General features: G+C 52.8%; 17 protein-coding genes. 11 read left to right on the top strand and 6 right to left on the bottom strand.

The window, feature by feature from the left end; all coding sequences use genetic code 11:
• Positions 1-108 precede the first annotated feature (108 nt).
• The 8 genes from IPM61_05145 (at position 109) to IPM61_05110 (ending at position 11,690) form a co-directional block, all read left to right on the top strand.
• The gene (locus tag IPM61_05145) at positions 109-2,529 is read left to right on the top strand and encodes a TonB-dependent siderophore receptor (protein ID MBK8910698.1); all 2,421 of its coding nucleotides are present in this window, start codon (positions 109-111) and stop codon (positions 2,527-2,529) included.
• 81 nt (positions 2,530-2,610) lie between these two features.
• A complete protein-coding gene (locus IPM61_05140; GenBank protein ID MBK8910697.1) occupies positions 2,611-3,378 on the top strand; it encodes a hypothetical protein in 768 nt (255 codons plus the stop codon).
• A 46-nt stretch (positions 3,379-3,424) separates the two neighbouring features.
• A complete protein-coding gene (locus tag IPM61_05135; protein MBK8910696.1) occupies positions 3,425-4,204 on the top strand; it encodes a hypothetical protein in 780 nt (259 codons plus the stop codon).
• A 27-nt stretch (positions 4,205-4,231) separates the two neighbouring features.
• Positions 4,232-6,973 (top strand): TonB-dependent receptor, encoded by a 2,742-nt coding sequence (locus tag IPM61_05130; GenBank protein ID MBK8910695.1) that lies wholly within the window; start codon positions 4,232-4,234, stop codon positions 6,971-6,973.
• 110 nt (positions 6,974-7,083) lie between these two features.
• Entirely contained in the window at positions 7,084-8,223 is a 1,140-nt protein-coding gene (locus tag IPM61_05125) for a right-handed parallel beta-helix repeat-containing protein (GenBank protein ID MBK8910694.1), read from the top strand.
• Positions 8,224-8,506: 283 nt separating this feature from the next.
• A complete protein-coding gene (locus IPM61_05120) occupies positions 8,507-9,526 on the top strand; it encodes a hypothetical protein (GenBank protein MBK8910693.1) in 1,020 nt (339 codons plus the stop codon).
• Positions 9,527-9,544: 18 nt separating this feature from the next.
• A complete protein-coding gene (locus IPM61_05115) occupies positions 9,545-11,083 on the top strand; it encodes a tetratricopeptide repeat protein (GenBank protein ID MBK8910692.1) in 1,539 nt (512 codons plus the stop codon).
• Positions 11,084-11,117: 34 nt separating this feature from the next.
• Positions 11,118-11,690, top strand: a complete 573-nt coding sequence (locus tag IPM61_05110) for a heme-binding domain-containing protein (GenBank protein MBK8910691.1) — start codon at positions 11,118-11,120, stop codon at positions 11,688-11,690.
• A 9-nt stretch (positions 11,691-11,699) separates the two neighbouring features.
• Here the strand turns inward: IPM61_05110 and IPM61_05105 are convergent, their stop codons facing one another.
• From IPM61_05105 to IPM61_05095, 3 genes are all read right to left on the bottom strand, one after another.
• Positions 11,700-14,318, bottom strand: coding sequence for a hypothetical protein (locus IPM61_05105; protein ID MBK8910690.1), 2,619 nt, complete (start codon positions 14,316-14,318; stop codon positions 11,700-11,702).
• Between the two features lie 155 nt (positions 14,319-14,473).
• Positions 14,474-14,830, bottom strand: a complete 357-nt coding sequence (locus tag IPM61_05100; protein MBK8910689.1) for a hypothetical protein — start codon at positions 14,828-14,830, stop codon at positions 14,474-14,476.
• Between the two features lie 96 nt (positions 14,831-14,926).
• The gene (locus IPM61_05095) at positions 14,927-16,255 is read right to left on the bottom strand and encodes a hypothetical protein (protein MBK8910688.1); all 1,329 of its coding nucleotides are present in this window, start codon (positions 16,253-16,255) and stop codon (positions 14,927-14,929) included.
• 238 nt (positions 16,256-16,493) lie between these two features.
• On the opposite strand from IPM61_05095, the gene IPM61_05090 reads away from it, so the two are divergent.
• On the top strand, positions 16,494-17,201 hold the full coding sequence (locus tag IPM61_05090; GenBank protein ID MBK8910687.1) for a YebC/PmpR family DNA-binding transcriptional regulator: 708 nt from the start codon (positions 16,494-16,496) through the stop codon (positions 17,199-17,201).
• A 75-nt stretch (positions 17,202-17,276) separates the two neighbouring features.
• Here the strand turns inward: IPM61_05090 and IPM61_05085 are convergent, their stop codons facing one another.
• Positions 17,277-17,507 carry a hypothetical protein gene (locus IPM61_05085; GenBank protein MBK8910686.1) on the bottom strand — a complete coding sequence of 77 codons (231 nt, stop codon included), beginning with the start codon at positions 17,505-17,507 and terminating at the stop codon, positions 17,277-17,279.
• A 415-nt stretch (positions 17,508-17,922) separates the two neighbouring features.
• On the opposite strand from IPM61_05085, the gene IPM61_05080 reads away from it, so the two are divergent.
• Positions 17,923-18,168: a hypothetical protein gene (locus IPM61_05080; GenBank protein ID MBK8910685.1), complete on the top strand. Its 246-nt coding sequence runs from the start codon at positions 17,923-17,925 to the stop codon at positions 18,166-18,168.
• Here IPM61_05080 and IPM61_05075 read toward each other — a convergent pair.
• Entirely contained in the window at positions 18,163-18,462 is a 300-nt protein-coding gene (locus tag IPM61_05075; GenBank protein ID MBK8910684.1) for a hypothetical protein, read from the bottom strand. The genes IPM61_05080 and IPM61_05075 overlap by 6 nt on opposite strands.
• On the opposite strand from IPM61_05075, the gene IPM61_05070 reads away from it, so the two are divergent.
• Positions 18,439-19,314 (top strand): ribonuclease H-like domain-containing protein, encoded by an 876-nt coding sequence (locus IPM61_05070; protein MBK8910683.1) that lies wholly within the window; start codon positions 18,439-18,441, stop codon positions 19,312-19,314. The two genes, IPM61_05075 and IPM61_05070, sit on opposite strands and share 24 nt — an antisense overlap.
• Before the next feature lie 106 nt (positions 19,315-19,420).
• On the opposite strand, the gene IPM61_05065 is transcribed toward IPM61_05070, so the two are convergent.
• Entirely contained in the window at positions 19,421-21,793 is a 2,373-nt protein-coding gene (locus tag IPM61_05065) for a choice-of-anchor D domain-containing protein (GenBank protein ID MBK8910682.1), read from the bottom strand.
• Positions 21,794-22,077 lie beyond the last annotated feature (284 nt).

Genomic DNA, 22,077 nt, shown 5'->3' with positions numbered 1-22,077 from the left:
GGATGCTCCGCAGTACCCCAGCAATCCTTATTTGCCAAATGGGCTAAATGGGATAGCAGGGGAAATAGTGAGTGATTGGTTGTAGGGTCAATAACATATGGAGGATTAATGAGCACTTGTTCACATTATGCCGATACCTACCGTGGTTCGGTACAAAAAAGTTTTGTTGCTGCATTGCTATTGGCTGCTGCTGCTTCCGTAAGCCAAGCACAACAAACACCTGCTACTGGAACGATCCAAGGCCGCGTAACATCACGCGAAGGTGCTGCTTTGGGTGCAGCAACTATTCGGTTGGAGAAAACATCCACCGGAGCGATTGCCGACCGCCATGGAGATTTTATGCTAAGTAATGTTCCTGTGGGTACGTATACACTTACAGTAACGTATGTAGGGCACTCTCCATACAGCACTGCTATTGAGGTACATGCAGGAAGCATTACGCGTTTACAAATCATTTTGGATGAACGCCCTTCCGGAACAGTAGTAGTTACTGCTCCACGTTCTGCTTATCGTGTACCAACGTCCAGCACTGCCACAAAAACATCTACTCGCTTGATTGAAACTCCAGCTGCCGTGCAGATCGTTACGGCAGAGCAATTATCTGATCAACGCGCTGATCGTGTGGATGATGCATTTAACTATATGACAGGAGTAACACAAGGTGGGGGGACTCGTGCGCAATCATACATACTCCGTGGTTTTTCTGTGGACGACAGATTTATACCGTATCAAATTGATGGAATCAGTGGCGGGGTGTGGCGCCAGCATGAACCGCCAGCTGCAATTGTTGATCGGATAGAATTTTTAAAGGGGCCGGCAACAACGCTGTATGGCGTCACACAGCTTGGTGGTGTTATCAACTATATCACAAAAAAACCAAAGGCCATAAACGAAGCTACCGTTGAAGTTCGCCACAGTACCTATGCCAGTGAACTTTCGCCATTAGGTGCTAAAAACAGTGTGAGCCTAACTGCAGACATAACTGGACCAATTAGTAATGGCGGCGATGTGTTATACCGGCTAATTGGTAGCCATATCAACACAACGACCTTTCGTCAGGATATAGAAGAATCTAGTTTTGATCTGTTTCCTTCGGTAGCTTGGAATATCAGTGATGCAACTCAAGTGACATTTTCAATGAATGTGAACGTTGACAAAGGTCGTTGGGATGAATATCTGCCAGTGCCAAGCCGGGACATTAGTAAAATCCCTGATATCCGTACCCGGATTAACGAACCAACCGATTACTACTGGGATTATGGCTGGGGAGTCGGCTATATGCTTCGCCATACTTTTAACGAGAATTGGACATTACGCTCAACTGCACGATATACAGCAAGGATTGATGGTCGGCAATTGTTCGAATTCGCAGGGTTAAACTCTGATGGAGAAACTATGCGACGTAACTGGCGTGATCAATTTAATGAGCGATACTATACCTATTTAGATGCAACAATTGAAGGGAAGATAGAAACTGGTGTGTTGTCGCATACAATCCTTGGAGGGGTTACAGTAGGGATTGAAGATATCCATTTTGACCGTAGAAATCTGCGCGGAGATTCAACGTTAAATATCAATATTTATAATCCGGTACATAGCGCCCGACCGCTACTGCCACCAAAGCCGGGGTTTAATCGCTACTTCGATAATGATTACCTTGGTGCTTACCTGCAAGATCAAATCAAAATTATTGATGAAGTGCAGGTGATGATAGGTGCACAGCTTACCCAAGGCTTAATTAAGCATGTAGAAACTCGAGGGGAATTAGACTTCGATAAAAAAAACAGTGGAATCTCGCCGCGTGCTGGTATTATTCTTTTACCAACAAAAAACATGTCAGTATATGGCTCATACAGTACATCGTTTTCACCAACAAATGCCGAACGGGAAAACGCAGAAGGGAATATTGATTTCAAGCCGGAGATAGGTAAGCAGATAGAATTTGGCATAAAAACGGAATTGCTTGATGGCCGAATTGGGGCAACTGCTGCTGCGTTCCAGCTTGATTATACTAATGCACTCAGCCAAACTGGAGATAAAAATCCAAATGGAAATACTGTATGGGTGCAGACCGGCCAATCACGTAGTAAAGGTATTGAGCTGGATATAGCGATAATGCCGATTGATGGATTATACCTATCAGCCGGTTATGCCTATACCGATGCTCGTGTTATGGCTGATGAAACGGTTGCACGTATTGGCCAACGACTCACGTACGTTCCTTACAATACTGGAAATGCTCGTATTGTTTATGACTTCGATGGGGTTTTACGCGGTCTGAAATTAGGCTTCGGATTTACGGGCATGGATGCACGCCCAACAGAGTTTCCAACCAGTACGGGAGCACTCTTTTTCCTTCCGTCGTATACTCGTATGGATGGTTTTGCATCTTACGACTTTGATAGAGCCACCATTGCAATTAATCTGAATAATATAGGTGATGAGAAATATTTCGTTAGCGGTGGAACCAGTCGGATCGTCCCGGGCGCGTTACGAATGCTGCGGACAACACTACAGATGCGGCTGTGAGTTGCTCGTCACTATCATCTCTCAGCCTTCAATCGTAATAACTCCTTCATCAATCAGGTAACTATGCATATGAAGCGAATATTGAAGAATACAGCGGGTATTCTACTCGGAAGCATAGCTGTAGTAGTGGGTGCGATTGCTCAGCATTCCTTGCCCGATACCGTTGGGGCAACACGTATTGTAATTACATATCGGTGTAACCCCAGAGACCGCCCAGTGCTGCTACAGGAGATGCGCAAAAACGGGGAGCGTCGGTTTGCACAATGGAAACGTGAAGGAGCGATTCAGGATTATTTGCTCCTCTTCAATTCTTTTGTTGATACAACAACATGGGATATGCTATCCGTGATTTCATTCAGCGATTATCAACAAACTGATCGCTGGCGTGATATTGAAGAAGTATATCCGGGAGGATTGGACTCGGCATTACTACGGATAGTAACTCCGTCGGCAACATTTTTATCGGAGCAAAAATGGCAAGCAGGGAAAAATGGCGACCCAACATCGGCTTTGTATATGGTGATTCCCTACGAACACCCTGATCGCGGTGTATATATAGACTTTGTTAATAGCGTCTTGGTACCGCAATTCGCAGGTTGGATGAAGGAAGGAGCTGTGCGTTCATGGTCTATTCTGCTAAACAAGCATTACCCAGGTAAACCGTGGGATATTTTACTTCTGTTGGAGTATGATGGCGTGCGTGGCTTGTCACAAAGGGATGCCGCACGTGCAGCAACAGAAGCATCACTTAAAACAGATGCAGGTTGGAAATTGCTTCGTGAAATCTCATCTCAATTTCGTAATGAATATGAGGTAAGTACTGCACGAGTTATAACCCCAAAGCAATAAAGTTCCATATAAACGCAATCATAACCATTCACAAATCAAAGCCGCAATGAACTACACATACTCTCTCCTTAGAACAATTTGGATTCTACTGGTAGGTAATATCGTTTTTCCATTAGCTATCTATTCGCAAGAAAATAAGCCAGGCATGACCCACATCTTTATTACCTATCGCTGTAAACCAGCCGATCGTCCGGCAATGATTACAGGAATGGAAAAAGAAGGAGTGAAAAAGTTCGAAGAATATAAGCGAGATGGAATCATCGCTGATTATCTACTGGTATACAATGCTCATTGTGATGAGAATACATGGGATATGAGCGCAGTTATCCAGTTCGATACATATGAGCAAACGGATCGTTGGCGTAAACTGGAAAGGACTAACCCCGGTGGCTTAACCTCGGATTTATTAAAAACAATAACACCAGCCACCACATACTTTGCTGACCGCAAGTGGTTTCAAGGAAAACGAGGTAATCAAAGCGACGCAATCTATGTGATGATTCCTTATCAATGGGTTGATCGCGGCAGCTACACGGCTTACATCGCCACTTATGGAATTCCACAATTCGATGGCTGGCTGAAAGAAGGGGTGCTGAACAGTTATGGGATTTTTCTAAACCATCATGCGACAGGAGCACCTTGGGATGCTTACCTCTTGTTCGAGTATAAAGATGCTTCAGCACTGGGAAATCGTGAACAGGTTAAACAAAAAGTACGTGCAGCATTAAAATCTGATACGGCTTGGAATCTGATTCAAAGCTCAAAACAGACGTATCGAACCGAACATGAAGTGGTAATGGCTAAGTCTTTTACTACAACCAAGTAAACACTGTGAAATATCCCTATTCCATTATTGGCTGCGACGAAAATAATAGATATGAGAAACCAGAAGAACAGAACCAGAACTCAATCACCTGCGCATATCCTGCTTAGGCAATTGAGTGTGGTCATATCTCTGTTCCTTATCCCCACCTTTGTTTTTTCGCAGCAGACAGGAAGCATTAAAGGAACGGTAAAAGATGAGATGGGAAAACCGATTGAAGGGGCTACCATAAAATTAAAAGGGACAAGATTAGGGGGAGTTTCCAGTGGTGGAGGCATGTTCCTGATTCAAAATATTGAAGCGGGAAATTACACCCTAATCACCACATCCGTTGGATATGATACCGGGCGCGCTATCGTGACGGTTCAGCCAAATTATCAAACGGAAATATCAATTTCATTGCTGCAACGGGTGGCGGCTGCGGCCGAGGTTGTAGTGACTGCGCGCGCCAATAAAGAGACCATGGGATATGCCCGCACTGCCGAGCGGAACGCTGCGTCGGTTGTCAATAATTTAAGTGCCGAGGAAATTGCCCGCTACCCTGATCCTTCCACTGCCGAGTCAATGCAGCGGATTCCCGGGGTGGCGGTGACACGCGTCCGTGGCGAAGTGCGCGACGCAATTGTGCGCGGGCTTGAGTCGCGCTACAATAGCGTTTTGGTGGATGGAGTCCGTGCACCTTCGCCAAGCACGAACACTCGCGTTCTGCAAATGGATTTTCTTCCATCGGACCTTCTGCAACGGATTGAGGTTGCAAAATCTTTAACGCCTAACATGGAAGCCGATGCAATCGGCGGCGCAATAAACTTGGTGATGAAAACGGCACCGGACACTTTAATTATGCGTGCCAAAATTGGAACTGGATACAGTTCCCAACTCCTTAATAAAAACTTTCTGTCGTTTGCGCAAGATTCCATTTTTGAAGATCCTTTGAAGCGTTTTGGATTAACCTATCAGGCGAAACCTACTGATTTCCCACGCAATTATTTCACGATGTCGTCAGCTTCGGCTTCGCCAGATTTGTTCGGGGAACTAACATTGGGGAACCGCTACCTTGATGGCCGTTTCGGTTTGATTTTGGCGGGAAGCGTGCAGCAAACCTATCGTTATTCGGAAACGGTTCGCAATTACGACGCGGTTGATGCCGATAACAATGAATATCTGATCCGTCGCCAATATCGTTACCACAGTCACGACAAAACTAAATGGGGGCTTAATGCTAAGGCAGATTACATCCTTGATAAAAAGAACGAACTCAGCCTGTCGTTCAACGGCTTTATTCGCCAGAACAGGGAAGCCCGGTTATTAACGGATTCCAATTATGTCTATCAGCCAGTCCTTTACAGCAATATTCGCTCCGTTGTCCAGACGTACACTTTGGCAAACACGGTGGTGTCGGGTGAACATTCATTGGGGAGCCTAATATTGAATTGGCATGGGGGATGGTTGGAGGCACGCCAATTTAAGCCCGACCGTGCGGAGCTAATGACGGTGTCGGAACTGCGCAATGATGTAGTGGCTTCGCAACCAGTGTTCTACGCTGTTGTCCACGACTGGCAGCATAACGAAGATCGTGACATTATTGGCGGCGTGAACCTTGTCTGGAAAGAGTGGGAAAACAACGGCGTTACCATAAGTGCCGGCACGTTATTCAAGGCAAAAGAACGTGCCAATGCACAAAATGAATATCGGCTCTCTCCGCTAACGGATTCCGCTGGAAACCTTCCCCGGTTTATTAGCGTTGATGATCTACAGTGGGAAGTGCTAAATACTGGCGGAACACCAGAATATGGAAATAATAATTACCAATGCAGCGAAGGCCTCTCTACAGGGTACATCATGGGAACCTGGGAAAGTGGGTTGTGGAAAGCTGTTGCCGGCGTTCGTGTTGAAGCAATATCGGGCAGATATTCAACATTCGACATAACACAAGTGCAGCAAATTTCGGCAGCAAGCAACTACACAGATATTTTACCCAGTGCGCATCTCCGCTATACGCTCTCTCCCGAATCTTATCTGCGGTTTTCCGTTGGCCGCACCATCAGTCGCCCAAATTTCTACGACTTGGTTCCCTACAACATACAAGGTGAGGATTATCGCGAATTAGGCAACCCCAATCTTCAACGCTCGCGGTCAACAAATGTGGACCTTCGGTATGAACTGTACCCTTCACTGATTGAGCAATTCTCAATCGGCGCATTTTTCAAAAACATCGAAAACCCGATTGAGCGGGCTGTGGATATTCGGAATCCTTCGCTTCCCAGTATTCAGCCTCGCAATTTTGGAGCGGCCATTGTTTATGGTGCAGAGGTTGTCATCGGCATGGAGCTTCCGTTTGGCTTTGGCGTGCAAGCATTCTACACATGGTCGCATTCTTCTATCACTGCCGATAAAGTATTGTTCGACCGCGCTGCTGGCCAAACACTGCTTGTTCCGGAAACTCGCGCATTGCAAGGGCAATCGGAGCATGGGGGGAACATCGCTATCTCCTTCAACAAACCGGAGTTTGGCGCATTTGCGCAGATAAGCCTTGCCTATACTGGGCAACGTATCCACAGCGTATCCCTGTATAAAGATCAGAACCACCTGCTGGATGATTATGCTGCGTTGGATTTTTTATACGACCAATCAATTGGCGTTGGGATGTCGCTGTTTTTGCGCCTAAATAACTTGCTGAATATGCCCTACCGTATCGTTACGCAAAAAGGAGGATTAATTGAGGAAGAACAGTTTGGAAGCACAGCCGCAATTGGCGTGCAATGGAAACTGTGATGCTGAAATTCTTTCATTCTCAGACTCGAACTCATATTCGAACAAAGCCCTAACCCTAACAATAAACGATCCCAAAAATCTCTTAAAAAACCTTTAGCAGGAGCTATCAAATGAAACAACAACTACGCTGGTTTGCTGCTGTATGTATGCTTGCCCTTGGGGTGGTTGCATGCGGCGAAGATGATGCCTCAACAAAACCAACAACCCCAGACTCCCAAGCCATTAGCGACACACTGAAGGGGAACATCAAGGGGACGATGAAAGCAGGAAAGACCTACTACCTAACGGCCGATGCAACGGTGCTGAAAGGTGATACGTTGAAAATTGAGCCAGGGGTGAAACTTATTGACCTGAGCAATCATGCTTTAATTATTAAAGGCGCGTTATTGGCTCACGGATCAAAAGACTCCATGATCTACATGGGGCCAGATGCTTCCCGGCAAACAACAGGTTCTTGGGCTGGCATTCTGTGCGATTCACCAAGCGTTGTCAGCTTACAATGGTGCCGCTTGGATTATGCCGGTGGAATTCGCCCCGACGGACGGCCGCGCCCGGCAATCTACTATTTCTCCAACGCAGCAAACACCAGCGAATTTTACTTGGAGGATTGTATTATCTACAAACCAAAGGATGACGGGTTTATGCTGTACGGCGGCAAAGGCCATATCCTACGGAATCAATTTTTGTGGAACGGCGAGGTTGAAGGTTCTGGCCCAAATTTCAAAGCAGGATTTAAAGGAAAAATAGCATACAACTATATCTGGAGCTGCACCGATCAATGCATTCGCGTTGAAACGGGATCAACCGTGCTGTTCCCGCAAACCGATGTGGAAATCTACAATAACACCATTATCAATTCAGGCCATAAAAATTCTTCGCGCCCTGGTGCTGGGGTTAAAATTGATTTGTTCTCGCGGGCGAAAGTCTATAACAACATCATGGTAAACACACGGTTAGGGTTGAACATTACCAAAAAGGCTGACACGGCAAATTGCATGTATGGGAATAACCTTTTCTACACCACGGTTGATTCCTTGCAGCAATACTTCTACCCGGCGGATGGCTATGGCAAGCCACAATCCACCGATCTTATTCAGGTGGATCCACTGTTTGTGAAATTCAACCCTGACATGAACGCGCTAACTGACGATAACGATGTTCACCTTCAAGCTGGTTCGCCAACGCTTGGTAAGGGGAATGCTGCATACGACCCAGATTTAGGATGCTTTACTGCTAAACGGGATAAATAGGTTGAAGGGAGGAGGATAGTATCGGCCTCCTAATGGCCCATCGGGAATGGTGGAGCCGCTGGTAATTTTACACTGACAGCACACACAAAGATTATCAGGGGAGGCCGATATTGTATCCTTTGCTTATTACCGAAATATCCAAGTCAAAATATCCAATGCCACCACTGCAGCTACTGCAATGGATTGGAAGACATCATGCTGATGAATCGTTGATAGCATTGGTGGTGGCATTTCCTGCAACGATTCTGGCAACGAATATCCCACATAACCAACACCGATTTCTATGAATACGCTACTTCGCAGTGCTGCGCTGCTTTCCCTGTTTGCCGTGATAATGGCATCAACCGCAGCGGCCAAAGGGCCTGCCACAAAGGTTTTTGTGGTGAACCAGGCCGATTCAACAGTCTCGCTGGTGGATTTAACCACGATGAAAGAAATCCGCGTTATTCACGTTGGGGCCAGCCCTTATTTCGCCAGTGTTTCTGGCGACCAAACAACGTTAGCGGTTGCGGTGGAGGGGGATCAGAAAGTGAAATTCTACGACACCAAAAACTTCCAGCTAAAAGGTGAGTTGACGGTGGGGAAGATGTATGCCGAACACATGATGGAGTTCCCCGATGGAAAGCGGTTCATGCTGGCAAATCGCTACGGCAATGCTATCCTGATTATCGGCTACGAATCCATGCAGATCGAGGAGCGGATCCCCGATGTTTCGTCGCCACACAATATCCGGCTTGGCGGAACCGAACGGTACGTTTATGCCACCAGCAAAACCAACCCTGGCATATCAGTTATTGATGTACAAACCCGAAAGGTTGTTCGTTTTATTTCCACAAAATATATCCCCCGCGGGCTTGCTGGCAGCGTTGATGACCGCTATTTCTACTGCGGCGCAAATTGGATATCGGGGATGTTTATGTACGAAACCGAGACCGGAAAATTTGTCCGTTTTATCCAAACACCGTTGCCCCACAAGGAGACCACCGTGTTGGAAAACACCTATCACGGGTTCGAGGCGGTGAATGACAGCATTGTGCTTGGGACCTTCGAAGGATTAAGCGCGCTTGATGTGATGAACACCCACACCGGCGCAGTGGTGTTCCGCACCGAGAACGTTGCGATGCCAAGCGCGGTGTTGGCGTGGCCCGGAAAGCCCGGGTGGTATGTTTTCACCAACATGAAATCCAGCACCGTGCAAACCTTCCAGCTGACCAAGGACTATAAGATTGACCTGGGACCGGCAGTGAAATGCGGAACCGGAAGGATTGAGCTTCCAAAACGATTCTGCTTCTTTTGGGGATAGCCTTGTAAGGATAATCACATGATTCCCACAGCCCTCCGTACAGCCAAAAACGCCTTGCTGCTTTCTTGCGGTATCGTGCTGTTTGGCGCGGCTCCGTTGTTGTGTAGCCTGGGCGCGCTGCAAGCCCACAGCATCAACAACGGAGGCTACCGTAATGCTGCGGATTCACTTGCCGTGGACAGCCTGCTACAGCAAGCCCAGCATTACCCCCAAGCCCGCCGCGACAGCGCGTTGCTGGTTGCCAAGCTCGCCGTCAAGAAAATCCGCGAGTCAATCATTGGCGATGCCCACCGGGATCTTGCGTTTGCCCTGCGCGAAGTTGGGCGGCTGGGACTAAATCAGGGGAAGCTGGATGAAGCAGAACAGGCACTGCGGCAATCGCTGGCAATGACCCAGGCGTTGTATCCCCCGGGCGATACCGCCATTGCTGATGTCACCGACTACCTTGCCCGTGCTGTCCGGTTGCGAGGGCGATTCAACGAGGCCGAAACCTTGTACCAACAGGCGTTGCTGCTGAAACGTGGCATCTATAAGACCGATGATCCTGAGCTTGCCGGCGGCATGAACAACCTTGCATTGCTGCTGAAAACTATGGGGCGTTATCGCCAAGCCGACACACTGTACCGCGAGGCTCTGGCAATGAAATGGCGCATCTACAACAGCGACCACGAGGACCTTGCCACCGGCTTGCTCAATATCGGATCGCTGCAATTGGAGCAGGGGAAGCTACAGGAAGCCAGCAGCTATTTGGATAGTGCCATTGCTATGCTGAACCGTTTGGGGGTGGAACGCCCACTGCTGGCAGCAACCGTGGCAATGCGTGCAATGGCGTGGGAGCGCGGCGGTTGCGCCAGCCGTGCCCTGCCATTGGCGGAAGATGCCTTGCGAATTCGGCGTAAACTTTTCCCGCCAACGCATCCGGCCACTGCGGCTTCGTTGCTGCAGCTGGCCAATATCCGCATTGCCGAAGGGAACCTTCCTGCGGCCCAGCTACTTGCCGATACTGCGTTGGCAATGCGCCGCGATTTGTATGCTGCCGAGGGTGACCATCCAGAGGTTGCCGGGGCGCTGGTGGTGGCCGCAAAAATTGCACGGCTACGGCATCGCTTCGCCGATGCGGATACGATGATTACTCCCGCCGTGGCAATGCTGCGGCGGATATACCCAGAAGGGAGTTTCACCACGGTGGCCGCAATGGATGAGCTGGGAAGGTTGCGCACCGCACAGCAGCGGTACGGCGAAGCGGAGCAAACGCTGAACGAAGCCTCTGCACTTGCCCGAACCATTGGCGACCCCGATAATCCCGCCGCCGCGTTGCTCCTTGTTCACCGCGCAGAAATTTATCGGGCCACCAACCGCCCAATGCTTGCAGCCGATCATCTGCGCCGCTCGGTGGCGCTGTACCAGCAGCTTGGTGCGGAGTTGTTCAGCGATGCGATTGAGGCGCGCCAACTGTTGGTGCAGGTGCTGCGTGGCGCAAACAATAACGCGGAAGCCAACGCGATTCAGGCCGAGGTTCAGAAGCTACAGCAGCAACAGCAGATGGCCTGTCAGTAGGGGGAATTCAACCCGTGTAACAACCGGATCAATCATGGAACACACGCCATTCACAAAAGCCGAACCGGCGGCAACCGGTGGGACAGCGGCAGCGGCATCAACGGCTCCAATAAAGGGGAAGCCCTCGGGGCGGAAACGATGGTGGATATTGGGTGGCGTTGCCGTTGTGTTTATCGGGCTACAGTTTTTTGGCCCAACCTTGCAGAACCCACCAGTGGACCCCGCGCTTGCTGCCGAAGGGGAGCTATCTATTGCCACCGATGTCCGCCACGCCCTTCATGCCGCCTGCATGGATTGCCACAGCCACACGACCGATTGGCCCTGGTTCACACAGATAGCCCCCATCTCTTGGTTGGCATCGCACCAAGTTGAAGAAGCTCGCGAGCATCTCAATTTTTCCCGCTGGCGAAGCTACACCCTTCAGCAGAAAAGGAAAAAGCTGGATGAAATCTCCACGGTGCTTCGCTACGACCGTATGCCACCAACGCTGTACGGGTTGGCTCACCCAAACGCACGGCTAACCACCAACGAACGGTTTGTACTCTACTTCTGGGCACGGAATCAAAGCCAGCGATTGCAATCGGATAACCAGCCGGGAACTCCATAAAACATAATCTCACCTTGCTCCCTCCACCCACGTCACTTCCAGCAAGGTTCCCGCGCCGGGGCGCAGTTGGATTTGGATTGTTCCGGTTGGATCCACCACCACATCCAAGGGGGGCGGAAGCGGGATTCCGGAACGGGAGGGGGTCATGTCGGGGGCGATTTGGCGGACCCGAACCTTCCGCCCGGCCGCGTCGCCGCTGCGGGGGCGGACGTTCAGTTGCAGGGTGATAATGCGGTCCTCGGTTAAAGCACGCATGGCCGCAATCCGCTCCGGCGCGATTCCCGCATCCTCTGCCGCCTCGAACGTCCGCCGGTTCACCACGTAGATGAAATTGGTGTCGCGCCAAGCGTCGCGGCGATTGATGAGTGGGTCGAACAACCCAAGCTCCACGTAGGTTTCGTGCGGCGCGTCGGGGCTTCCGGTGCGGGGGGCGGCAGCGGTGACGGCGGTGACGATTTCATCGGCGGGAAGCGGGCGCGGGTGCAGCGCATCGTTGTCGAACCCAGGGCGTTCGGCGGTGTGGTGGATGCTGTAGCCCTGGCGCCAGCGAAGCCGCATCATCGTTGGGGCAAGCTGCCGCAACTGCGCGTGGATTGCTTTCAGCTCGCGGCTGTTGTTCCCCCATCCCAAGTAGAGTGCCGGAACACGCCGCACCGTCCCGTTCCACTCGCGCAATGGATATTCCCCAACGCGGTTTTGCACGGTGTCGGCAGTGGTTGTGCCAACGGCTCCAAGGTCGCTCATCCGCGTCCAGTTGTCGTCGTCGCCCCACGATTGCATGATCGGACTGGAACCCACCCACCACCAGACGATGCCACGGGTTCCGTAGGCCAATCCCATATGAACCAACGCTCGCAACTCCGCAGGTTCGGGCGCGTGCCCGGCCATCGTATCAGTCACCATCGTGTTGTTGAGTTTCTTCCCACGGATCCAAAGGGAGTAGTAGCTGCTTGGCAATTGGATCAACCGCCTTCCTGTCTGCCGCGAAAGCTGGGCACCGCGCCCCAGGTTGAACACGGCTCCGCGATCCATCAACCACGGGAGTTTGCCCGGGCTATACTGGCCAAAGTAGAAGCGTTGGATGATGTCGGCATAGTCGCGCAGCCCCTGCTGGTCAAGGGTCAGTTCCGGAACCTTGAAGCGTCCACCGTTGTGTTCTTGAATGGAAGGGATCAGGTTATGGCGAACGCCCAACAGCTTCGGAACGTTGGTAAAAGAGAACCGCCACGCGCCGTTGAACATCGCCGAAGTGTCGTGCGGGTCGGCGATGTATGTTTCCACAAAAATCTCATCCTGTCCGCCACGCATTCCAAACGCGGGGTGCTGCAGGTCAATGGTCATGGTTGGGAAACAACGCTGGCGCGAGCGTGCAAGGCTGCGGGGCTGGCGGAATGTTTTTTGGAGCATTCGGTTCAGCGCAATTGCCCCTGCGTATTCGGCTGGTGAAGGTTCGTCGGTGGTTTGCAGCCGCAGGATCGCGGGGCGGAGTTCCCCGCTTTGCTTCCGTGGGTTTTGCTGAAGGATGCGCCGCGCAAGCTGCACTAGGCTCCGCCGGTAGGCGATTGCCTCGGGGCGTTCGCCAAGCATCAGCTCCCCGATGGAGTCCCGAATTGCCACGCTCCGGATTGCCACGCTTTCCCCCCCCAGATACCGCAGGCGGATGTCGAACCGCTGCGAGCCGTTGCGGCTATCCAACGGCCCGGCAATCCCTTCGGCGGAGCGTGCCAGATCCACCGGAAGCGAGACCACACGGTAGTGATTGAACGATTCCCCACGGCGCGGCAGCAACGAGTCCTTGGCGAAGAAAAGGGTGGTGAACAGCTGCGTGGTGTCCCGTTGGGAGCGTTGCGTGCGGTTGGCGGCATCCACGTATTGGGTTCCTTCGGGGATTTCGTTCCACAGTTCGACGGCAACAATCGGGGTGGAACTGCTGAGTTTGCTTCGGGCTGCGGTGCTGAACAGATGCGCCGTCAGCGCAACGAAGTAGCGGTTGTTGGTGCGTGCAACCTCCTGGCGAAACGTGGTGAAGGCATCGGAGTTCTGGACCCGCTCATCGTCCGGGGACCATTCGCCGGGCGTGGGGTCAAACCGGAACGATTGGTCGGGGGTAAGGCCGTAGGCAATGCCCGAGGCAATCACGCCGGTATCGGAAGGGTGATAGACCATCTCGCGCGGGGCTTTGCTGGCGGAGTCGCGGTAGAATCGGTTGAAGAGGGTGTCGCTGGCGGGCGCAATGCTGGTGAAGACGCTGCGCCAGCCAGGAACCTCGGCAGAATCGAACGGAAAGAAGACGACTTGGCGGCCATATCCGGCCCGGTACAAATCAAGGTATGGCGCGCCCCCCAGCATCACGAATCGTTGATCGTGCTGGCGGCGGCGGCTGTCGGCCAGCGGGGCAAATTCTTCCCATCGTTCAATGCTGATCCAGGGGATGGTGATCCCCATCGCCCGCGCAAAATCCCACATCCCCTCGATAGACTCTCCCCCGGGCGGGCGCAATCCGTAATGGTATGCCGAGATCATAAACTCCTGATCGCCCAATCCATAGCTGGGGCGGATTGGGGGAACGGAGTCGTCCGGGGCGATCGCTTGAGCCGCCACAACAGTTGGCAGTAAAAGGGCGATCATGGTGAGAAGTACGGAGGTCGTTCTCATATCAGCCGAGAAGGGAATGGTGGGAAGGAATGCTGTGTTGTGTGGCCAGGAGTGGTCACCCGTCTAAAAGAAAGCGATAAGGAAGTCCACCGGGTGGAGTATGTGAGAGCGGCCTCCCAAACGGAGGGTTATTCCGAACCCTCAATCGGTGGTTTTTCTTCGGCGGGGGAATCGTCGCTTTCGTTCTGGCGGGCTTCGCGGTAGCGGCGGCGGGATTCCATGATGTGGCCGAACCGCTCGATGATCTTGTCGGCAAGGGCGTAGGGGATTTCGCGCTGGGGGAGCGTGGTGAAAATTTCATCCACGATTCGTTCATCCAAATCAATGCGGTAAAACAGCGATGCAAGGCGGCTGAACTGATAGTCAATGATATGCTGCAACCGCTCGGCCAATGCTTCGCGGAACTGCGCCCGCGTACCCCCACCTTCGGCAGCGGCCTCGGCATCCCACTCAATGTCGAATCGGTCGGCAATGGCTTGGAGCATGGCGTTATCTTGAGCGGCTAAGCTACCCGATGCTGATGGTTGTGGCTCAGTATCCATTGTCTTGCCCTTGCTTGATGAGTATTGATTGGCTGCTGGCTAAAACCCCACCTCCTCCAGCCGCTCCTTCACTTCTCCCAGAAAAATGTTTTCGGCATCGCCGTAGTGGCGGTTGTCGGGGACAAGCACCAGCGCGCCGAAGGTTGCTGGCTTTGCGTCCTCGAACTTCTCGCTGCTGGCCATTGCGGTGATCTCTTCTGGGCGGTAGATGTTGTCCATATCGTGGATCACCACGGTCGCGCCAAACTCCGTCAGCAGGGAATCAGCCGCGGGGCGTTCGGCAAATCCCAAGAATGCCCACGGAATGCGAATCTTGACGGTGTATCCGCTATCGGCTTTTGCTGCCACCGCCTTGATCCTTTTTGCGGCTGCGGTCTGCTCGGGGTCAAGGTAGTTGCTAGTGCGTGGCTGCACGGTTGCTGGCTTATCCAACAAGTCCCCAAGCCCAACCTCGAACGCATAGATGTTCGTGTCGGTTTTGGTGCGGAAATCGCGCGAGCGTTTCCCAACCCGCAGGCGGTCCCCCAGGGTGTACATATCCAACCAAATCTCCAACCGGTCAACGGCGGTGTCGTTCTCCTTTGGGGGATTCACCACAACGTGGTCGTCGTGGCAGAAGATGTTGAAGTAGAGGAAGTCGTTATCGTGGGCCGAGCGGACGTTGAAGGAAAGGTCCTGGGCGCCGGTCCAGTAGTAGGAACCGCTTTGCACAAACCGCGACATCTGCGTGGTGGAGTTGGCCTGGTATCCGCTGCTGACATCGCGCCCGCGGCTGTAGCTGGGGATGGTCATAAATCCGGTTTCGAAGATCGCTTCGCCGGTGTTGGTGTTCCGGTAGCGGTCGTTCCCTTCCAGCGTTTGGTAGTTGCGGTATTCCTCATGGGTGGTGTTGCCGCGTTGAGTGGTGGTGAAATCATCCACCAGCATAATCACCCCGTCGCGGTAGCGGTAGCCTTCAATGCTCCATTCGGTTGGGCTTTGCTTGCGGGCTATCGAGGCGGTCCCCTTGCTAATGGTGACGCCCACCTCGATCGGAAGCTCCACAAATCCGACGGTGCTTTGCTTCACCAGCTGCATGATCCCTTCTTCATCAATGAAGAAATAGACCTGGATCCGCCGCTTGTTGTCGGCGCGTAGCCGGAAGCAGACGGCGAAATCGTAGGCACTATCCCCGGTGAAATCCCCAACGTCGTAGCCCCAAACGTCGTAAGGGGCTTGCGGAAGCGCGTCGCGGACATCTTGCACCAGTTCCGGCGCAAAGTATGGGTCCATTCGTTCGGCCAGTTGTTCAAAGGTGATTGCCTCCTGCGCGGAAGCAACCATGACCGTGGAAAGAAGCAGCAGCAGTGTGGTTCGGATCGTCATCATCATGCGGCAAAGTTAGTCCGGCGATTGGTGAAGGGCAAGCCGCAGCAAGGTAATTCTCCGCGACAGCAATAATGGCGGCTTGGCGGAATCGGGCAGCCTGCCCGCCGGGGCATCTGTGCCGTTTACATTTTCTTCCCGAACGGCCCGCAGCCGAATGGGGAAGAATTGCGCGTGAGAGGGTAACTTTGCAGCCATTGCAACAAGCGTTCATTCAAGCGAATCACAACAGACACAGCATATGGGCAGAGCATTTGAATTCCGCCGCGCACGCAAGGAAAAGCGCTGGGACAAGATGTCGAAGATGTTTACCAGGATTGGCCGCGAGATCGCCATTTCGGTGAAACAAGGGGGACCCGATCCCGACACCAACGCACGGCTTCGCGTTGCCATCCAAAACGCCAAAGGGGCAAATATGCCCAAGGATAAAGTGGAATCGGCAATCAAGCGGGCCTCCAACCGCGACGCAAGCGATTTCCAGGAAATCACCTACGAAGGCTACGGCCCCCACGGCGTTGCCATTGTGGTGGAGTGCGCCACCGATAATCCCACCCGTACCGTCGCCAACGTCCGCTCCTTCCTGACCCGCGCCGGAGGGTCGCTGGGAACAAGTGGATCGCTCGATTTTATGTTCGAGCGGAAAGGGGTGTTTAAAATTTCGCCCGATGGGGTGAACCTGGAGGAGCTGGAGCTGGATCTGATTGATTACGGTGCCGAGGATATCCAATCCGAGGAGGATGCCATCTACATCTACACGCAGTTCAGCGATTTTGGGGCGATGAACAAGGCGTTGGAGGAACGCGGGGCAAACGTGATCAGTGCCGAGTTCCAGCGGATACCAACCACCACGGTGCAGCTTACCGAGGAGCAAGAGGAAGCCGTAATGACCTTGATTGATAAACTTGAGGAAGATGACGACGTGCAGGCGGTCTATCACACTGTCGCCTAAACACTTCGCCCGTTGCTGGGCACCTTGAACGTGACAAGCCCGCCATATCACTCCGATATGGCGGGCTTGTGTTTTTTACCCTTCCGATGCTGGCGCAGCGTTCATTTGCTCCGCAGGTTTTTTGTGGTTGTGGTTGGCAACGTCGGGTTTGTTCGCGAACGCTTGCGTTGCTTCATTACGTGGTGGTTGGTGCTGCTTCGCTCGTTCTTTTTGCCAATTCCTGTTCTTTGCTCCGAACGGAATTCGCTGTTTTACTTGCTGGTTTGGGCGGGCAGCATTGCGGTTGTTGTATCCACTTCCTGGCATGGTGAACCTCCCGAAAGAATGATGATGTGATGAACCCTTCTTCCCTCCGCATGTTCCTCCTCTGCTTCCTTCACTCCCCTATGTTTTTTCTGTTTGGTAACGCTTCCCGCTGGGGCAATTGATGGTGGATTTCCATCAATTGCCCCGCGGTGGCAACGTGCCCCTGGTGCTGGGGCTTCTCTCTCCTCCCCTCTCTTTCCCATCCTCTCCTGTCTGTGTGGTGTGTGAATGAAATGCTCAGATCATTGGTCGCGTCTGTCTTTTGGAGTTATCTTTTTCCGTTGTTTCTCGCAATTATTTTTCGCAGCATCTAACAGCAAAAAATGGAGTGTGAATTCGATATTGGCAAAGCAATTCCCCGCCATTATTTCCATGTTTTTTTCATGGCAATAATGGATCATTTTTTTAGAGGCTCTTGAAGAACGTTCGCTGCTGTTTTGGCAAAAAACAACAAGCCCACCTTCATCTCTTTTTTTTGAAGGTGGGCTATCAATATGGCATTGAAAGCGGCAGCGATCTATTCGATCAGCGGAGGCCCACCTATCCTGTTTTTATCCAAATTTCCCAAATCAACGCATTGCTGCGCCGATTCAAAGAAAATGGTTCGATATGTTGGGAGTATGCTGATCATTGGTTTATGCGCCAGATGTGGCGGTTATAATTTCGCGTGCAAAAATACGCTTATCCGTTTTGCGATGTCAAGGATTTTTTTTTGATCTACGAAGATTTTTTTATCGTGAATTTGGTGTGATTTTCCACCACGCTCGCTTGTTAATTTTTCACGCCCTTGATACTTGCTGTTTGGCGCAAAGCGCATGGCCAACAAACCCAGTTTTCCGAAAAAGGTTTCCACCCCCTCTGATTTTTTTTGCGCTGCGGTTATCCTGAATGAAATGTTAGTTTGCTGCCGTTCAGCAACAGCAGTAGAACTATGCTCACCAACACATTTTGCCATATCCCAAAAATTGGCCGCAAAACCGAAGAGCAGTTGTGGGAGGATGGAGTTCTTTCGTGGGAGGATTGCTTGGAGTATCAAGGTTCCGAATTTCGGGGAACGCAGGCCAACCGCATCGTCGAGCAGGTGTATGCTTCGGTAGAGGCGTTGGAGAACCGCGAGGTCCACTGGTTCGCCAAGCGATTGCCAGCGGGCGAGGCCTGGCGGATGTTCCCCGAGTTCCGCGAACGGACGGCATATCTGGATATTGAAACCACAGGAATGGCCTGGGAGGGGGAAGCGATTATCACCAGCATCGCGCTGTGGGATGGCCACGATCTTCGCACCTACGTGTACGGCCAAAACCTCCGCGATTTCCGCGACGAGATTGATGACTACGACCTGCTGGTCACCTACAACGGAAAGTCATTCGATGTGCCTTTTATCGAACGCTATTTTGGGAGAACAATCCCCCATGCTCACATTGACCTTCGGTATGTCCTCCACAGCTTGGGAATTAAAGGGGGGCTGAAAGGAAGCGAACGCCAGTTCGGGCTGGAGCGCGGGGACCTTGATGGAGTTGATGGATATTTCGCGGTGCTGCTGTGGCACCAGTACCACACCCTGGGGGATGAACGGGCATTGCAAACATTGCTGGCGTACAACACCCAGGACACCATCACGCTGGAGCATCTGATGGTGGCCGCCTACAACCTAAAATTGGAGGAGACTCCGTTCGCCTTCAGCCGTGCCTTGCGCCAGCCGAAGCCCCCTGCCAACCCCTTCACTGCCGATTTGGAGGTGATTGAGCAGATACGCCAGCAATTCGGATTGCGCGGCGGCGAATATCTGCCGCAGGGGGGGGAGTGGTGAATGGGGATTGGGGGAAATCGGGCTCAAGCCTTTTCAAGAAAAAAATAATTGGGGCAACAATCCAAACGGTTGTTGCCCCAATTGCTTTGGCTGTTGGTGCCGGCTGTTACTGTGCCAGATAAATCTCGGTAAATCCCCGCATCCCATCCCCTTCGGCGATGCAGAAATATCGGCCGCTGGCAAGCCCTGTGGCATCAAGCGGGAGCGTGGTTACGCCTGCGCCCATTGCTCCATTGAACAACTCGGCAACGGGTTTCCCCAGCAGGTCGTAGATCACCACGCGAACGTTGCCGGCTTCGGGAAGGGTAAGCTGAACCGCCCCAGTGCGCCGCAGCGGCGATGGGGAAGTGGAGATGGAGATGGAGGCAGCGGCCATCGGTAGCTCCTGAATTGATGATGTGGAAAGTTTGGCAACCCCAGCAAGGTTCACCGTGATGAACTGCAAAGGAAGATTCGTTTTTGCGAACAATGTCGCTTTGATCTCGCCGTTCCGCGTGCCGGGGCGGAACCGCACCACGACGTTCAGCGGAGAACCTTTTTGAATATGAATCGGGAAGCCACTGGCTGGCTCGATAACGTCGAACTCCGGCGCATCCTTGCCACCATCGGCTTGAACGTAGAAGGAATCAATCCGCACCTCAGCACCGTTGGCCGCTGCGATGCTTAATGGGCGCGTCTGCGCGTTCCCTTCATCCACCGTTCCAAAATCCAGAGCGTCGCTGCTAAGCGATGCCACCGGATACGTCCCCTGCCCTTGCAGGAAGACGTTGTGCGGCGTGTCCCCGGCGTTCGTTTCCACCGATAGCGTGGCTTGCGTCGGGGCCTGGAAATCCTCCGGCGTGAACGCCACCGTGATCTTCAACGATTCCCCGGGCGCAAGGCTTGTTGGCAGCGTTCGCTCGGCCAATGCCGCGAACCCTTCCTGCCCGGTTAGGCTCTCGACACTTATCCCTTTCACTTGCAACGGCGCGCCGCCGCTGGCCGTGATGCTGACGGTGCGCTTGGCAGTGGTGCTTGGACCGACCTCGCCAAAATCAAGCTCGGTGGCACTGAGCGTTGCCGCCGCCGATTGCGCGGCGGAACCTTTTGCGCGCAGCAGCAGATTGATCTGCGGGCGGGCAGCATCGTTGGTGGCCACGTACAGGGTGCTGGTGATATTTCCGGTTGCCCCACTCTGCGGGGTATAGCGAACGGTGACGGTCAGTGGGGTCGTGGGGGTAAGGTTGTACGGGGGCGGAGTTGTTGGGGCAATAAGCGTGAAGCCTTTCGGCCCACCCGATCCATCTTGGATTTGCAGCGCGCTGATGGTTACCCCCGCTTCGTTCGCTGCCGAGATTGTCAGCGACATCTCCTTCGACCCGCTGGTGACTGTCCCAAAATCCAACCCGGTGCCGCTGGTGGCAACCGTTGGCAGGAAGGTGGCCTGGCGGTTTAGCAGCATTCCGTGCGCGCCCCCCACCGTGGCTTCTTGTTCGGAGAAGACCAATGCGGCGTTGAAATCGTTGCTGCCATCAATGGAGTTCGCTTCGCGTTTCCACGTGATTCCGCCATCGGTTGTGCGGAGGATCAAACCATAATCGCCCGTGGCAATGCCGATTTTTTTATCAAGAAAATGGACGGCATGAAGGGCTTTGTACGGCGATGACATGGTGACATCGGGGGTGTAGTGGTTGGTCCATGTTTTCCCCCCATCCACCGTGCGGAAGGTCATTGGCTTGCTGTTGATGCGGCCAACCGCAACGCCGGTGTCGGCTCCGAAGAAATGGAGTTGGCGGAATGCAAGCGCGTTCACGTTGGTCCCGTTGTCTTGGATTTTTGCCCACGTCGCGCCGCCGTCGGTTGATTTCAGCAGCACCGTCGGCCACCCCTGGCCCCCTGCTGGTATTGCCGAAACGTAGCCAACAGTGGCAGTGGGGAAGGTGACTTCGGATGGAGTTACGTCGGCAAGTGCTGGGGCATCAATCGGTTTCCACGTTGCTCCGGCATCCGTTGTTTTCAGCAGCCCTTCGCCGCCGGCGGCAAAGCCTTTTTGGGCATCCAAGAAGGTGACGTTGTTAATGGCTCCGCTTCCGCCGAAGGTTGTTGGGTTCCACGAATCGCCACCGTCGGTGGTTTTCATGATTACGGGGCACCCGCCGCATCCGTCGCTGAACCCGCTGGCGTAGCCAACATTGTCGCTGGTGAAGGCAAGTGAGTACAGCCACATCCCGCTTGGGTTCGCCCCAATGGGCCGGACGCTCCATGTTACCCCGCGGTCGGTGCTGGTTAGCAGCACTGAGTTTTTGTTGATGTCCAGCAAATACGCCACGGCATGAAGCCGCCCGTTTGGGGTCATCACAATGTCATCGGTTAAATACTCCGTTGTGGCAACGCCGGGCGGGGCAACGGAGTTCCATCGGATAGATTGCGCCGCCGCAGCAGCAGAAAAAATTGGCAGTAGGCACAGGCAGCAGAGCAGAAGGTAGAGTTGGCGAGTCATCGGTGTTCCATGGTTTGGTTGATTGGCTGAGCAATGGCACGGAGGCATTCCCGCGCTCGACCAGCCCAGCGGCCTACTGTTCACAGCTCCGTTCAAAATGTAAGCCGCCGGGCTTAGGCGAGGTATGCACACGGGGCGAATGTATCGGCCAACCAAAGGGGGAAGCAAACCATGTTGCGCCCCAACCATAGAATCCTACGGGGAAAGGAAAAAAGCGATGGTGAGTAAAAAAACGGGAGAGGGGAAGGTGAGATTGGGGAAGAGGAGGAAACGCAGAAGGGTGA

Source organism: Chlorobiota bacterium (assembly GCA_016710285.1).
Classification (GTDB): Bacteria; Bacteroidota; Ignavibacteria; order OLB7; family OLB7; genus OLB7.
This window is presented reverse-complemented; position numbering and strand designations above follow the sequence as displayed.